Source organism: Mesorhizobium sp. M0410 (assembly GCF_040321435.1).
Classification (GTDB): domain Bacteria; phylum Pseudomonadota; class Alphaproteobacteria; order Rhizobiales; family Rhizobiaceae; genus Mesorhizobium.
This window is the reverse complement of the sequence record NZ_JAMYRN010000008.1, coordinates 141,020-155,567: the sequence shown is the minus strand read 5'-3', so window position 1 is coordinate 155,567 and position 14,548 is coordinate 141,020. Positions and strand designations below refer to the sequence as shown.

Genomic DNA, 14,548 nt, shown 5'->3' with positions numbered 1-14,548 from the left:
TTTGTTCCGGACTAAACAAGATGAGGAGCAGCGCAACCGTAGGATTGTTGAATAAACCGCCTGCCTGTGTTTCCTTTCTGCCGCGACAGGGAGGAAGGAAAAATGCGCCTGGCAGTTCTGACGAGCGTTGTGGCGATCGGGGCATTGTGCGCCCCTGCAGCCTTGGCCGGCACTAAGGTGCTGGTCAAGACACGAACTTACAACATTGCCGGAACCACCGGCGCGGCCCTGATCGAGGCCATGGATCGCAGTGGGCCGAAGCACGGCTTCATGACCCACGCCATCGCGCAAACCGGCTACAGCGTCGGTGATTGGACCTTCGACGCCCATCAGGAAAACGGCGTCTGCCGCCTGCGCCAGGCCAACGGGACGCTCAATCTCTTCTATACCTATCCCAAACTGGTCTCAGCCCCATCGCCTGCGCTGCAGAAGCGCTGGAAGCGGTTCTTCGCTGGCGTCCGCGCCCATGAAGAGACCCATGGCCGCATCGCCAGACAGATGATGCGGGCCACCGAAAAGTCGGTTCGAGGGCTGACAGTCGCTGATGACCCGCACTGTTTCGAGGCACGTCGCGAGGCAAAGCGCCGGATCAATGCCATCTATGCCGAATACGAGGCAAAGCAGATCGCCTTCGATGCGCACGAGCATCGCGACGGCGGCCCTGTCGAGCACCTCATCCGCGCTTTTGTGGGCCAGTAATAAGCCAGGTCGAGACTGGACTGCGGATTTTCAGCTTCGCGTCCCGCCAGGCAGCGCTGCAAGCGCGGTCGCCGTCTGGTGCTCGTCGAGCGACCGTAGCGAAAACTCCACCAGCACCGGCAGATGGTCTGAGCCGGTGTCCTCAAGGGTCGACGCCGAACGGATAAGGATGGCGCCCTTGCTGAAAACCTGGTCGATCGGCAGTCCGGCGAAGCGCAGGAAATCCGGCAGCTTTCTGTAGAGCCAGGTCGGCCCGACCGACGGCATTACAGTCAGCTTGCCAAGCGATGCGACGCGCCGGACAGCGGCGCTCCATGGCGCTGCGTTGCAGTCGCCCGCCAGTATCGACGTCTCGCCAAGCGAGGCGATTTCGTCAGACAACCCCCCAATCTGCCGTGATTGGTTGTGCGGCCATGGCCAGGTGAGGTGGATGGCGCCGACATCGACGTCGGTTCCGCCAAAATCGACCGTGGCGATCGCCATCGCGCCGCGGCTGTCGCAGTGCGGCGCCGTGCCTGTGGCAAACGGTCGTCTGGACAGCAACGCAACGCCGAACACGCCATTGGGATACGGGCAGAGGATCCGGTAGGGATAAGCGCCGGACAGCAGCCCAAGCTTTGCTTTCCACATCTCGGACACCTCGTCGAGGGTGATCACATCGGGCTGGGTCCGGCCGATCAGCGACAGCACTTTCTCAGGCGTTGGATTGTTGAACCTGAGGTTCATCTGCAGCAGGCGGTAGACCGGCTCGTCACCAGGTTTGGCTTCGTAGGCGGCCTGCACCTGCCATAGCCGCGAAAGCGGCAAGGCATTCGACGTGGTGGCAAAGGAGGCTACCGCAAACAGCAAGGCGGCCGCGGCCTGCAGGCGAAACGAGGTGGCGAGCAGGGGCAGCGCGCAAAGCGCCATCAGCACCGAAAAATGGACGCGGAAATGAGCAAAGGAATCGAGGGCCGGATGCAGCGATCCGAAAAACCCGGCCACCAGCGCGGCCGAGAGCGCAAGCATTGCGACGAATGCCAGCGCAACCGTCATATCCCGAATACGTGCCATCGCTTTGTCTATCGGCAGAAGTGCGGCTCAATCAAGATGACGAAATGTCCTGACCCGGACCGAAACATGCGATTCGGCATTTACTGGAAGGCCGTTTCCGAAAAGCTCCTGAGCTTACGCGAATGCAGTCGCTCCATCGGCATTTCAGCCAGCTTCTCCATCGCCCTGATGCCGATGGTCAGGTGCTGCGCCACTTGCCGCTTGTAGAACTCGGTCGCCATGCCGGGCAGCTTCAATTCGCCATGCAGCGGCTTGTCGGATACGCAAAGCAGCGTGCCATAGGGAACCCGGAAGCGGAAGCCGTTGGCGGCGATCGTGGCCGATTCCATATCGAGCGCGATCGCCCGCGACTGCGACAGCCGCTGCACCGGCCCGCGCTGGTCGCGCAGCTCCCAGTTGCGGTTGTCGATGGTGGCGACGGTGCCGGTGCGCATGATGCGCTTGAGGTCGTAGCCGGAAAGCCCGGTGACCTCGGCGACCGCTTCCTGCAGCGCCACTTGGATTTCAGCCAGCGGCGGGATCGGCACCCAGACCGGAAGATCGTCGTCGAGGACATGGTCTTCCCGAACGTAGGCGTGTGCCAGCACATAATCGCCCAGCGCCTGCGTGTTGCGCAGGCCGGCGCAATGGCCGAGCATCACCCAGGCATGCGGCCGGAGCACCGCAATATGGTCGGTGATGGTCTTGGCGTTGGAAGGTCCAACGCCGATATTGACCATGGTGATGCCGCCATGATTCGGCTTCTTCAGATGATAGGCCGGCATCTGCGGCAGGCGAGGGGGCGCAGCACCCTCACCAGGCGCGCTGTCGCCCACTTTGGTCACGATATTGCCCGGCTCGACGAACTCTACATATCCGTCACCGCCATTGGCCATCAATTCGCGTGCACGGGCGACGAATTCGTCGATGTAGAACTGGTAGTTGGTGAACAGCACGAAGTTCTGGAAATGCTGGGGACTGGTCGCCGTATAGTGCGACATCCGATGCAGCGAATAGTCGATCCGTTGTGCCGTGAACGGCGCCAGCGGCCGCGCCTCGCCCAATCCCACTTCAAAGGTACCGTTGGCGATCTGGTCGTCGGTGCCGTCGAGATCCGGCACGTCGAACAGGTCACGGATCGGCCGTTTGATGCGTTCCGCGGCGGCACCGTCGACATGCGTGCCTTCGAGAAAGGCGAAATGCAGGGGGATGGGAGTGGTCGATTCTGAAACCGTGACCGGAACGCCGTGGTTGCGCATGATGAGCCGAAGCTGTTCGGTGAGGTAGCTTTCGAAAAGAGCAGGTTGGGTGATGGTGGTTGAGAAATGCCCCGGCGTCGGCATGTGACCATAGGCCTGCCTCGAGTCGATTTGGGTGAACGAACTCGTGGTGACGCCGATTTCCGGATAGAAGGCCCGGTAGCGTTTGTTGTTGTCGCCGCCCGCGGCGAGCGCGGCAAATGAATCGCGCAGGAACTTGGTGTTGCGGTCGTAAAGCACCTGCAGGGCCGCGACCGCCTTCTTGGCATCGTTGAAGCTCTGTCGGCCGAACGGCTCCGGCGTGACAACCGATTCAATGGCTTGAGGATAGATTCGCTTTTCCATGACCCAATATAGAGAGTTGGGCGCGCAGTTGGGAGGGGGTAAGGCGGTCTCAAAACGCCCTGTCGGCGGTTTTCTTTCCGGCGGCCTAGCCTCGCCGCAAGCTGACCAGCAGCACAAAGCCGACGCCGGCCTTTCTCAGCGCAGGCGCCTCGATGGTCGAACCGGCATCGGCGCGCATCGTCGGCACGGCCAGGACCGGGGCCGCCAGAAGCGTCAGGATGAGTGCCGTCCGCGGCAGAAGCCGAAGGATCTTGACGACATTGGCGGTGAGGCGGGTCATGGCGTGGGTTTCAATATCTCGCTGTCGGGTTCAGTGGCGAAGCTGGTTCGGGCAACCGAGCCGGCAGGAAATGGCCACGTCCCAGGCGCGGGCCGGCCGGCCGGCTTCGGCGACAAGGACGGCGAACAACATGCCGAACAGGCTCATCAGCAGGCAGACGATGGTGAAGCGGCGGGCAAGCATCGCGCGGTGTCTCCTTCAACACGCATGACAATGCCTTGCCCAGGCTGAACCGGCTCTGATGGCGGCGTTCATCTGGGGTTCAAAATGGTTGATGATCTCTGGGCGGGCCGCCTTGAAAGCAGTGACCTATGGCGAGCCGCGGCTGCGAGACCGATATATGAAAACGGGGCCGACTGGCCCCGCGCACCCCGGCAGGAATGGCACGATCAGAGCTTGTGCCAGGTCTGGCTCTTGCAGATCAGCCCGCCGAACACGCAGCCGCTCATCTTGAGCGAACTGCCGGAAAGCGAAGCCTTGCCCGAATAGGTCTTGTCGGTTTCGGGGTCGGTTATGGTGCCGGCATATTTGTTGTCGCCGGCCACCTTCAGTGAACCGATGTTCTTGCCGGCAAATTTGCCGGATTTGAGCGTAATCGAAAATGCCCCGCCGCCACCCGAAATGGCGGCAGTCGCTCCGGCTTGCGTTTTCCAATTGCCTTCGATCGGATCGGCCCATGCCGCGCCGGTCATCATTATTGCGGCCGCGAGGGCCAGGCTCACGTGTCGAAACATGTCTTTCCTCCCTCAGGCAAGTCCAATCGGGCTCCGTCCCGGCCGTCTGCCCTTACGCAAACGTAAGCTAGTCCAGCTCCCGGAAAAACAAAAGCGGTGCCGCGACGGAAGGGTTGCGGGCTTTTGCCCGCTCCCGAACGGCCGCGCCGGCGAAAAATGAAACGGGCCGCACACGTCTTTGTCTTCTGTGGTTAGCGGAGTCTTGATCCGCGCCTCGCAAGTTTTCTTCAAATTTTGTGCAAACTGGCGCAGTTGCTGGCTTTGTATCCTTAACGAATTTTCGCGTTTACCTCTTGTTTTAGCTTTGTTTTCCTCAAATTAAGCACGCCATTTAACGACGGATTCAAGCCTCCGCGGCATTCTCGAAAGCATCGAAAGAGCGGCCGCCCCCGAAGGTAATCAAGGACACCGAGGGACAGACGGAGACAGCTCTCGGGAGCCAGAACAGGGGATTTGAAATGGCACGTTTTGAAATGCTTGAAGCCGGCTTCGGCGCCATGGGGGCAACTGCCCAGGCCGATATTCTTTTCGAGTTGGGCATGATGTATGCGACCGGCCGCGATTGCGAGACCGATGTCGTCGCCGCCCACAAATGGTTCAACATCGCCGCGATCAAGGGTTCGGCCCGCGCCGCGGAACTGCGTTCTGAATTGTCGGCCGCCATGTCGAAAGTCGAGATCGCCAGGGCGCTGCGCGAAGCCCGCGAATGGATGACGATGCACTGAATTCGCCGGCACTGAGTTCACTGACAGGGACGCTTCGGGTCAAGGTCGCGCAGACGGCTGGCCCGAAAAAAAGAGGCCGCGCAAGATGGCCGACCAAGTCAAAACCAAGAACACGGCAGGCTGATCAGGCCGAGCCGTGCAACAGACAGGGAAAGCCAGCGGGTTCCGGCGCTGATGCGCCGGCAAGCTCAACGGCAAAAGCCGCGACCGGCCGGGCCAGGGCTGGCGCGGCTTTGTCTTTGGGACCGCATGTTACAGGCCCAATCGAGCGCCGACGATGCGTCTAGACAGCTCCGGCGAAGGATGAAATTCTCCCGCCACTCTGGAAGAGGCGCGGCCGGGCGGCTGCGCGAGAGTGGAGGAGTTATGTCACCATGAAGAAATTCAGTATTTTGAGCGCAGCCATATTTGGCCTGATGATGACCGCGCCGGTCGCCTTGGCCGACGACATCACCTTTTCGGTGGTCGGACCGATGACCGGGCAGCTTGCCACCATCGGCGATCAGTTCAAGCAAGGCGCGCAAGCCGCCGCCGACGCGATCAACGCGGCTGGCGGCGTCGACGGTCGCCAGATCAAGCTCGACATCGAGGATGATCAGTGCGATCCGAAGCAGGCGGTTTCGGTCGCCAACCGCATCATCGCCAATGGTGTCAAGTTCATCGATGGTCACGCCTGCTCGGGCTCTAGCATCCCGGCCTCCGCCGTCTACGCCGAAGCCGGTGCGCTGATGATGAGTCCGGCTTCCTCGAACCCCGTGTTGACCGACGCAGCGGCGAAGGCGGGCTGGCCGACGATCATGCGCCTCTATACGCGCGACGATGCGCAGGGCGCTTTCATCGGTCCCTGGATCGCCAAGAAATATGCCGGCAAGAAAGTCGTCATCCTGCACGACAAGAGCGCCTATGGGCAGGGCGTGGCCGATGCCGTCAAGGCAACGATGAACCAGAACGGTCTCAATGAAATCCTCTACGAGGGCATCAACGCCGGCGAGAAGGACTATTCTGCGCTCGTTACCAAGCTCAAGGAGCTGAAGGCTGACGTCGTCTATTTCGGCGGCTATCACCCCGAAGCCGGCCTCATCCTGCGCCAGTCGGCGGAGCAGAACCTCAAGTTCCAGTTGATCATGCCGGACTCGATCGCTTCGCCAGAATTCTGGCAGGTTGCCGGTCCGGCCGGCGAAGGCACCATGTTCGTCTTCCCATCGGATCCGCAGTCGAAGCCCGAAGCCAAGGAAGCCATCGCCAAGATCAAGGCCGGCGGCTTCGTGCCGGAGGGCTTCACGCTGTTTTCCTATGCCGTGATCCAGGCATTCGCCGAGGGCATCAAGCGCGCCGGCAGCGACGACCCGGCCAAGGTCGCCGAGGCGTTGAAGAACGGCCAGCCGATCAGCACGGTTGTCGGGCCGGTCACCTTCGACGAGAAGGGCGACCTCAAGAACGCCAGCTACGACATCAACCAGTGGCATGACGGCAAATACGCGCCGATCCAGCCCTGATAGAACTACGTTGTAATTGAAAATGGCCGGGTCGAACCTGGCCATTTTCATCTTTGCGGTGCCTTTTGTGACGCGCTCGGGGTCACTTCGTGGATAAGGAAACTGCGGTCAGCTGTGGTTCCTCGGCAAAGCGAACCAGCACGGTTCCGTCTGTGACCTGCGCGCCTTCGGCGGCGATCTCGGCAATAAGCCCGTCATGGGGCGCGGCAATGGTGTGCTCCATCTTCATCGCCTCCAGTATCAGCAGCGGCTGGCCCTTGATCACGGCCTCGCCTTTTGCCGCACGTACCAATTTGACCAGGCCCGGCATCGGCGCGCGCAGGCTGCCGGAAGCGGCGGCTTCGTCGGCTCGCGCCAGCGGGTCCGGCACGGCAAAATCGTAGCCGATAGCGCCCTCGAAGACGGTGACGTGGCCCGGCCAGCGGGCGAGGCGAGGGGCGGTACGGAGATCATGCGAATTGACGCTGTCATAGGGCGCTTCCAGCGCCACCTCGAACCGTCTGTCCGGCCGCACCGACACGCGCGCGACGATCTCCTGCTCGCCAAACTTCAGCAGCATGCGCCGCACTACAGCGTGGAAATGCGCATAGCCGGCCAGCGACAACCAGGGATCGTCCGAGGACGGCAAGTCGCGCGCACCGGACGCGGCAAGTGCCGCAGCGGCAATCGTCTCACCGCTCGGCGGCGCAACCGCCGTCAACGCCTGCTGATGCCTGGAGATCAGGCCGGTATCGACATCGCCCGCCGCAAAAGCTGCATCAGCGGCCAGCGCGGCAAGAAAGCCAGTGTTGACGGTCGAGCCGGCGATTTCGGTCTGCGACAGCGCCTCGCCAAGTGCCGTGAGCGCCGCCCGTCTGTCCTTGCCATGGACGATCAGCTTGGCGATCATCGGGTCGTAAAACGGCGAAATCGCATCGCCGGCGCGCACGCCGGTTTCGATGCGCATGGTCGCACCTTCCGGTGCTGGCTGCGGAAATTTCAGATGGTGCAACGTGCCGGTCGCCGGCAAAAACCCTCTTGCCGCGTCCTCGCCATAGATGCGCGCCTCGAAGGCGTGGCCGGAGAGCGCGATCTCGCTCTGCGTCTTCGGCAGTTTTTCGCCGGAGGCTACCCGCAACTGCCACTCGACCAGGTCGATGCCGGTGACCATTTCGGTGACGGGGTGCTCGACCTGCAGGCGGGTGTTCATTTCCATGAACCAGAAACGGTCGGCCTTCAGACCTTGCGAGGCATCGACGATGAACTCGATGGTACCGGCGCCGGAATAGTGGATTGCCTTGGCGGCTTTCACCGCCGCCTCGGTCATCGCCTTGCGCAGTGCCGGCGTCATGCCCGGGGCAGGCGTCTCCTCGATCACCTTCTGGTGGCGGCGCTGCGCCGAGCAGTCACGTTCGTAGAGGTGCACGACATTGCCGAAACTGTCGCCGAATATCTGCACCTCGATGTGGCGCGGCTTGTCGACATACTTCTCGACCAGCACGCGGTCGTCACCGAACGCGGCTTTCGCCTCACGCCGCGCGCCCGACAGTGCTTCCGAAAAATCATCGGGATGCTCGACGCGCCGCATGCCTTTGCCGCCGCCGCCGGCGCGCGCCTTGATCAGTACGGGGTAGCCTATCTCGCGCGCCTTGGAGGCGAGCAACACGATCTCCTGCGCTTCGCCATGGTAGCCCGGAACGACAGGCACGCCGGCCTTTTCCATCAGCCGCTTGGCCGCGTCCTTCAGTCCCATGGCACGGATCGAGGCCGCCGACGGCCCAATGAAGATCAGCCTGGCCGCGACCACCTGGTCGACGAAATCGGGGTTTTCCGAAAGAAAGCCGTAGCCCGGATGGATGGCCTCGGCACCTGTGGCCAAGGCCGCCGCAATGATCCTGTCGCCGCGCAGATAGCTTTCGCTGGCGGGAGAGGCGCCGATATGCACCGCTTCGTCGGCCATTTCGACATGCAAGGCGTGAGCGTCGGCATCGGAATAGACGGCGACGCTGCGCACACCCATCCTGCGTGCCGTGCGGACCACCCGGCAGACGATCTCGCCACGGTTGGCGATCAGGATCTTGGCGAACATCGGGCCTCCCGGATTTGGCGCGGGCAATCCCGGATCGGCGTTTGCCCGTCTACTTCGAAGCCGCGATCTGACAGTTGCCGCTGGCCGCCACCTTGTAGTACGCCCGTGCGCTCTGGCAGGATTTCATCGCCATGGCCTCTGCCGCCTTTTGCGACGAGGCATTGCAGTGAGCGCCACACAGGACGTAACCGTCCCTGACCCGCACGAAAGATGTCGTGGCGTATGCCGAATGGCCGCTTGCAGCGACATAGGCCTTGTAGGCCTTGGTGCACTCGTCCTTGGCGCTGCCAGGCAGAAGTGGTGAAAAGCGCTTGTCGCCTTCGCTTCCGGCCAGCGATCCCGCCGCGCCCGTGCCTGGTGCAGCTAATATAAGTAACCCCGAAAGTATTGCGGCAGTAGTTTTCTGGAAAAGTTGCTGTTTCATCTTCGCCCAAGCCCCATTGACGTTGAAAAACAGCAATAGCCGCAATTTTTCTGTATGGCCAGTTGGATGATTGAAAATGGGTCTGCAGATTTCTCATGGCTGTGGATCACGCTTTGCCGAGTGCAGCAACGGCCCGCTGATACAATTCGGCCGTCGGCTCGTCGAAGCAGCAGAAAATGACGGTTTCCGGAACGGTGTTCTGGCCGATGAAGGCGCTCACGGTCCCGACTGCAATTTGCGTCGCCTGATCCTTCGGGTAGCGGTAGGCCCCGGTCGAGATCGCTGGAAACGCCACCGTCCGGCAGTCCTTTGCGGCGGCGATTTCGAGCGACCGGCGATAGCAGGAGGCGAGCAGTTCGGCTTCTCCTTTGCTGCCACCTTGCCAGACCGGCCCGACCGTATGAATGACGTAGCGCGCGGGTAGCCTGTAGCCCTTGGTGATTTTTGCGTCTCCGACCTTGCAGCCATGCAAGGTCCGGCATTCTGCCACAAGCTCGGGGCCGGCCGCGCGGTGGATAGCGCCGTCGACGCCGCCGCCTCCGAGAAGAGAGGTGTTGGCGGCGTTGACGATGGCGTCGACCGCCAGCTTCGTGATGTCGCCGGTTTGAATACGAATCCTCTGGCCGATTTCGCTCATCTCACATCCTGAACACGCCGAACCTTGTCTCTTCGATCTCGGCGTTGAGCGCGGCCGAAAGGCTGAGCGCCAGCACCTCGCGGGTCTTGGCCGGGTCGATGATGCCGTCGTCCCAGAGCCTTGCCGACGAATAGAGCGGGTGGCCTTCATGCTCGTATTTCATAAGGATCGGCTTCTTGAATTTCGCCTCCTCCTCGGCGCTCCATTCCCCGCCCTTGCGCTCGATGCCTTCGCGCTTGACCATGGCCAGCACCGTTGCCGCCTGCTCGCCGCCCATCACCGAGATGCGGGCATTCGGCCACATCCACAGGAAGCGTGGCGAATAGGCGCGTCCGCACATACCGTAATTGCCGGCGCCGAACGAGCCGCCGATGATCACGGTCATCTTCGGCACCTTGGCCGTTGCGACCGCCATGACCAGCTTGGCGCCGTCCTTGGCGATGCCGCCGGCCTCGTATCTCCGCCCGACCATGAAGCCGGTGATGTTCTGCAGGAAAATCAGCGGGATCCTGCGCTGGCAGCACAGCTCGATGAAATGCGCGCCCTTTAGCGCGCTTTCCGAAAACAGCACGCCATTGTTGGCGATGATGCCGACCGGCATGCCGCTGAGATGGGCAAAACCGGTGACCAGCGTGGTGCCATAATTCTGCTTGAACTCATCGAATTCGGAGCCGTCGACGGTGCGGGCGATTACCTCGCGTACGTCATAGGGCTGGCGCAGATCCGTCGGCACGATTCCGTAGAGTTCATGTGGATCGTGAAGCGGCGGAATCGATTTCTGTAAGGCAAGGCTTACAGTCTTGTTCCGATTCAGGTTTTTGACGATACGCCGGCATATGGCCAGCGCATGCTCGTCGTCGAGCGCATAGTGGTCGGCAACGCCGGAAAGCCTTGTGTGCACGTCGGCGCCACCGAGGTCCTCGGCGGTGACGTCCTCGCCGGTGGCCGCCTTCACCAGCGGCGGGCCGCCGAGAAAGATGGTTGCCTGGTTGCGCACCATGATTGTCTCGTCCGACATCGCAGGCACATAGGCGCCGCCGGCAGTGCACGACCCCATGACGCAGGCGATCTGCGGAATGCCGGCGGCCGACATGTTGGCCTGGTTATAGAAGATGCGGCCGAAATGATCGCGGTCGGGAAACACCTCGTCCTGATTGGGCAGATTGGCGCCGCCGCTGTCGACCAGATAGACGCAAGGCAGATTGTTCTGCAGCGCGATTTCCTGTGCACGCAGATGCTTCTTCACTGTCAGCGGATAATAGGTGCCGCCCTTCACCGTGGCGTCGTTGACGACGACCATCACTTCGGTGCCTTCGACGCGCCCGATGCCGGCGATGAGACCGGCCGACGGGATGTCCTCGCCATACATCGACCATGCCGCGAACTGGCCGATTTCGAGGAAGGGCGAGCCGGTATCAAGCAATTGGGCGAGGCGTTGCCGCGGCAGGAGCTTGCCGCGGGAGACGTGCCGCTCGCGCGCATCTTCCGAGCCGCCGCGTTCGACCGTGGCCGCTTTCTCAGCAATATCGGCGACCAGCGCCCGCATGCGCTCGGCATTGGCGCGGAAAATATCGGAGGCGGGCGAGATCTGCGAGTTGAGGGGGGCCATGGCGCTACCGGATCAGCTCGATCTTGCAGCCGACATCGAGGTCGCTCCAATCGCGATCAGCGGTGACGGCAATGGCGTTCTCGCGAATAGCCAGCGCGAGGCAGGCCCGATCGCCCAACGACAGGCCGCGATGCCGCGTCAGTTGGCGAAGCTGCCCGGCGGCGATGCCCATCGCTTCGTCGAAAACGGCGATCGGCATGCCGAGACTGGCGAGGTCGTCCGCGGCCTGTTCCATGCTGCGTCCCTTGTCGATCAGCTTGGCAATGATTTCGGCCGCATTGACCGAACTGCATTGTGCATCCGGCGCGAACCCCAAAGCACTATCGGTGCCTTGCTCGTTGAGCAGGATTGCGAGTGCCGCCGAACTGTCCATGACGTAGGGCTTCATTTCGCCCGCTTTCCTGTCGTCCCTTCGGCGTGAAGCCGGTCGAGACGCTTGTCGCTTCGACGCTGCTCTTCCCGCCGCTCTTTCAGAAATTCGTCGACGACGCTTTCACCGGGCTGTTTCAGCGCCGACAATTCGGCCTGGACGCGCCGCAGATTCTGCAGCCACGATCTTACCCGCAGCTCGCCGTTTTCGACATGCAGGATCATCTCCTCGCCAGGCTTCACGCCCATCTCCTCGCGCATCGCAGCAGGGATGACGAAGCGCCCGCCCTCGCCAAGTTTAACACGCTCGCGTTTCGCCGGAACCCTAAGTGGCGTTTTGCGAGCGCTGGCATCGAACTGTGCTTGCGGATCTTCGTCAAATCCGGACTTTCCCGTTCTGTCCGCCATGGTTCGTCTCGCTAGGTTGTGGCACATAGTCCGAAATATGCCACATCGCATGGCTTCTGGCAAAAGTTCAAAAGGATGCCATTAGGCGCTCTCCGCCATGATTTCCCGCCCGATCAGCCAACGACGGATTTCGCTGGTGCCGGCGCCGATCTCGTAGAGCTTGGCGTCGCGCAGCAGCCGGCCGGTCGGGTAGTCGTTGATGTAGCCATTGCCGCCCAAAAGCTGGATGGCCTCGAGCGCCATCAGCGTCGCCTTTTCGGCGGCGAAGAGAATACAGGCGGCAGCATCCTTGCGGGCCGTCTCACCGCGATCGCAAGCGGCGGCCACGGCATAGACGTAGGCGCGCGCCGCGTTCATCGTCGCATACATGTCGGCGAGCTTGCCTTGCACCAGCTGGAATTCGCCGATCGGCTGGCCGAACTGCTTGCGCTCGTGCACGTAAGGTATCGCCACGTCGAGGCACGCCGCCATCAGCCCGATCGGCCCGCCGGCCAGCACGGCACGTTCGTAGTCGAGGCCCGACATCAACACCTCGACGCCGCGCCCTTCCTCATGCAGCACATTGTCGAACGGGACTTCGACATTCTCGAACACCAGCTCGCCGGTGTTCGAGCCGCGCATGCCAAGCTTGTCGAGCTTTTGCGCAACCGAAAAACCGGCAAAGGCCTTTTCGACGATGAAAGCGGTGATGCCGCGCGAATGGAGTTCCGGATCGGTCTTGGCATACACGACCAGCGTCTCGGCATCCGGTCCGTTGGTGATCCACATCTTGGTGCCGTTGAGCACATAGCGGTCGTTGCGCCTTTCCGCGCGCAGGCGCAGCGACACGACGTCGGACCCGGCGCCGGATTCCGACATTGCCAGCGCGCCGACCTTTTCGCCACTGCACAGCGAAGGCAGATATTTTTCCTTCTGCGCCTGCGTCGCCCAGCGATTGATCTGGTTGACGCAGAGGTTGGAATGGGCGCCGTAGGAGAGGCCGACCGAGGCGGAGGCGCGCGAAATCTCCTCCATCGCCACGACGTGGGCGAGGTAGCCCATGCCGCTGCCGCCGAAATCGGGATCGGCGGTGATGCCGAGCAGGCCAAGCCCGCCGAGCTCCACCCACAGATGCGCCGGGAATTCGTTCGACCGGTCGATCTCGGCGGCTATCGGCGCGATTTTCTCTTGGGCGAAGCGCCGCACCAGGTCGCGCAGCGCCTCGACATCTTCGTCAAGCCCGAAGTTGAGCGTATGCGTGTACATGCCGTTCCTCCCGGCGCACGACCCCGAAAATCGGGATCATGCGCGAAATCAAAGTGCTAGAGCGTCCTTTGCGCGCTCGAATGAACGCACGGCGCCGGAGCTCGTTGTCGCGCCATCGTTCTTTGCTCCAACAAGGCGCATTGTCATTGCTAGATATGTAGCGGTGACTTCGGCGATCGACAGCCGTTCGCCCGGCCGGAACCAGACGATGACGCCGGTCATCATCTGGATCAGCGCCATGGCGGTGAGCCCTGTGTCTTCGATGCTGAATAAGCCCGCTTCGACGCCGTCGCGCAGGATGGTGCGCAGCTCCTTCTCGTAGGCCGTGCGCATGCGCAGGATCTGCGTGAGTTTTTCGTGCGACAGGCTGCGCAGCTCCATGTTCGAGACATGGGTGGAATGGCGGCGTTCGATATGGAAAGCGATGTGGTTTTCGACATAGGCGGCAAGCCGCGTTGCCGGATCGGCGCCGACAGGGCGTGTTGCGCGCCACGCCTCGATCAAGCCTTCCATATGCTCGCGCATCAGCGTGAACAGAAGGTCCTGCTTGGTCGGGAAGTAGCGGTAAAGCGCCGCTGCCTGGACGCCGACTTCGGCCGCCAGCTGGCGCATCGACATCGCTTCGTAGCCGAGACGCGCAATCAGGCTGACCGCCGCCTCGCGGACCGCAGCTTCGGTCTTTTCTCCGTGAGAACCGGTCGTACGCGCCATGACAAACCGCCTTTTACGACGTAATAAAACAAACGTTCAATTAATTCAAGGACCGAAGCATTCGGGCAGGGCAATGGCTTCAGGTTTGCTCTCTCTGCACCCTGGAGATTTTGTCCGATGGAAGCAATGAGCAGGATCATGCCTTGCTAGGCAATAATCCTGAAACCCGCGGACGTGTTGCGTGCCTCGATGTCCTCGACATCGACCTTCGAAACTGCTGCCCCTGCCGGCCCTTGCCAAAGTCGCTCAATCATCGTCGAGACCGCCGCCCCGGTTCCTGCAATCAAGGCTGTCACCGAGCCGTCAACTTCGTTGCGCACCCACCCGGCGAGGCCAAGCGCCGACGCCTCGCGCCGCGCCCAGACCCGGTAGCTGACGCCTTGCACCTTGCCATATATGCGTACTTGTACAGTGCGGTCGGTCATCGCGCTCTCCATCCTCTGAGTCGAGTCTGGCGCATCGCCGTGCAAATTCAACCACGCTGCCGCCAGTCAGCCACATAGGGCG

17 protein-coding genes are annotated in these 14,548 nt (G+C 62.0%); 3 read left to right on the top strand and 14 right to left on the bottom strand.

Annotated features, from left to right (window positions below):
• The first annotated feature begins 102 nt into the window (after positions 1-102).
• A complete protein-coding gene (locus NKI63_RS14060; protein WP_352480300.1) occupies positions 103-699 on the top strand; it encodes a DUF922 domain-containing protein in 597 nt (198 codons plus the stop codon).
• 30 nt (positions 700-729) lie between these two features.
• Here NKI63_RS14060 and NKI63_RS14055 read toward each other — a convergent pair whose 3' ends face one another.
• From NKI63_RS14055 to NKI63_RS14035, 5 genes are all read right to left on the bottom strand, one after another.
• Positions 730-1,752: an endonuclease/exonuclease/phosphatase family protein gene (locus tag NKI63_RS14055; RefSeq protein WP_352507502.1), complete on the bottom strand. Its 1,023-nt coding sequence runs from the start codon at positions 1,750-1,752 to the stop codon at positions 730-732.
• 80 nt (positions 1,753-1,832) lie between these two features.
• Positions 1,833-3,335: an AMP nucleosidase gene (locus NKI63_RS14050; protein WP_352480302.1), complete on the bottom strand. Its 1,503-nt coding sequence runs from the start codon at positions 3,333-3,335 to the stop codon at positions 1,833-1,835.
• A gap of 85 nt (positions 3,336-3,420) precedes the next feature.
• The gene (locus NKI63_RS14045; protein ID WP_352507504.1) at positions 3,421-3,615 is read right to left on the bottom strand and encodes a hypothetical protein; all 195 of its coding nucleotides are present in this window, start codon (positions 3,613-3,615) and stop codon (positions 3,421-3,423) included.
• A 30-nt stretch (positions 3,616-3,645) separates the two neighbouring features.
• A complete protein-coding gene (locus tag NKI63_RS14040; protein ID WP_023718367.1) occupies positions 3,646-3,798 on the bottom strand; it encodes a hypothetical protein in 153 nt (50 codons plus the stop codon).
• A 206-nt stretch (positions 3,799-4,004) separates the two neighbouring features.
• On the bottom strand, positions 4,005-4,349 hold the full coding sequence (locus NKI63_RS14035; RefSeq protein WP_352647268.1) for a DUF2147 domain-containing protein: 345 nt from the start codon (positions 4,347-4,349) through the stop codon (positions 4,005-4,007).
• 458 nt (positions 4,350-4,807) lie between these two features.
• On the opposite strand from NKI63_RS14035, the gene NKI63_RS14030 reads away from it, so the two are divergent.
• Together NKI63_RS14030 and NKI63_RS14025 are read left to right on the top strand one after the other, a co-directional pair.
• Positions 4,808-5,074, top strand: a complete 267-nt coding sequence (locus tag NKI63_RS14030; protein ID WP_115145099.1) for an SEL1-like repeat protein — start codon at positions 4,808-4,810, stop codon at positions 5,072-5,074.
• Positions 5,075-5,448: 374 nt separating this feature from the next.
• A complete protein-coding gene (locus NKI63_RS14025; RefSeq protein WP_352507506.1) occupies positions 5,449-6,570 on the top strand; it encodes a branched-chain amino acid ABC transporter substrate-binding protein in 1,122 nt (373 codons plus the stop codon).
• Between the two features lie 82 nt (positions 6,571-6,652).
• On the opposite strand, the gene NKI63_RS14020 is transcribed toward NKI63_RS14025, so the two are convergent.
• The 9 genes from NKI63_RS14020 to NKI63_RS13980 all read right to left on the bottom strand — a co-directional run bounded on the left by NKI63_RS14020 (position 6,653) and on the right by NKI63_RS13980 (position 14,466).
• The gene (locus NKI63_RS14020; protein WP_352821859.1) at positions 6,653-8,638 is read right to left on the bottom strand and encodes an acetyl/propionyl/methylcrotonyl-CoA carboxylase subunit alpha; all 1,986 of its coding nucleotides are present in this window, start codon (positions 8,636-8,638) and stop codon (positions 6,653-6,655) included.
• 49 nt (positions 8,639-8,687) lie between these two features.
• Entirely contained in the window at positions 8,688-9,098 is a 411-nt protein-coding gene (locus NKI63_RS14015) for a hypothetical protein (protein WP_352821856.1), read from the bottom strand.
• 70 nt (positions 9,099-9,168) lie between these two features.
• Positions 9,169-9,699, bottom strand: a complete 531-nt coding sequence (locus tag NKI63_RS14010) for an O-acetyl-ADP-ribose deacetylase (protein ID WP_352690007.1) — start codon at positions 9,697-9,699, stop codon at positions 9,169-9,171.
• Between the two features lies 1 nt (position 9,700).
• Complete coding sequence (locus NKI63_RS14005) at positions 9,701-11,308, bottom strand: carboxyl transferase domain-containing protein (protein WP_352690006.1); 1,608 nt, start codon at positions 11,306-11,308, stop codon at positions 9,701-9,703.
• Between the two features lie 4 nt (positions 11,309-11,312).
• A complete protein-coding gene (locus tag NKI63_RS14000; protein WP_352480311.1) occupies positions 11,313-11,696 on the bottom strand; it encodes a type II toxin-antitoxin system VapC family toxin in 384 nt (127 codons plus the stop codon).
• On the bottom strand, positions 11,693-12,085 hold the full coding sequence (locus NKI63_RS13995; RefSeq protein ID WP_352690005.1) for an AbrB/MazE/SpoVT family DNA-binding domain-containing protein: 393 nt from the start codon (positions 12,083-12,085) through the stop codon (positions 11,693-11,695). Before NKI63_RS13995 ends, NKI63_RS14000 begins: the two co-directional genes overlap by 4 nt.
• Before the next feature lie 81 nt (positions 12,086-12,166).
• A complete protein-coding gene (locus NKI63_RS13990; RefSeq protein WP_352690004.1) occupies positions 12,167-13,330 on the bottom strand; it encodes an isovaleryl-CoA dehydrogenase in 1,164 nt (387 codons plus the stop codon).
• A 48-nt stretch (positions 13,331-13,378) separates the two neighbouring features.
• The gene (locus tag NKI63_RS13985) at positions 13,379-14,041 is read right to left on the bottom strand and encodes a TetR/AcrR family transcriptional regulator (protein ID WP_352690003.1); all 663 of its coding nucleotides are present in this window, start codon (positions 14,039-14,041) and stop codon (positions 13,379-13,381) included.
• A gap of 146 nt (positions 14,042-14,187) precedes the next feature.
• The gene (locus NKI63_RS13980) at positions 14,188-14,466 is read right to left on the bottom strand and encodes an acylphosphatase (protein WP_352690002.1); all 279 of its coding nucleotides are present in this window, start codon (positions 14,464-14,466) and stop codon (positions 14,188-14,190) included.
• Positions 14,467-14,548 lie beyond the last annotated feature (82 nt).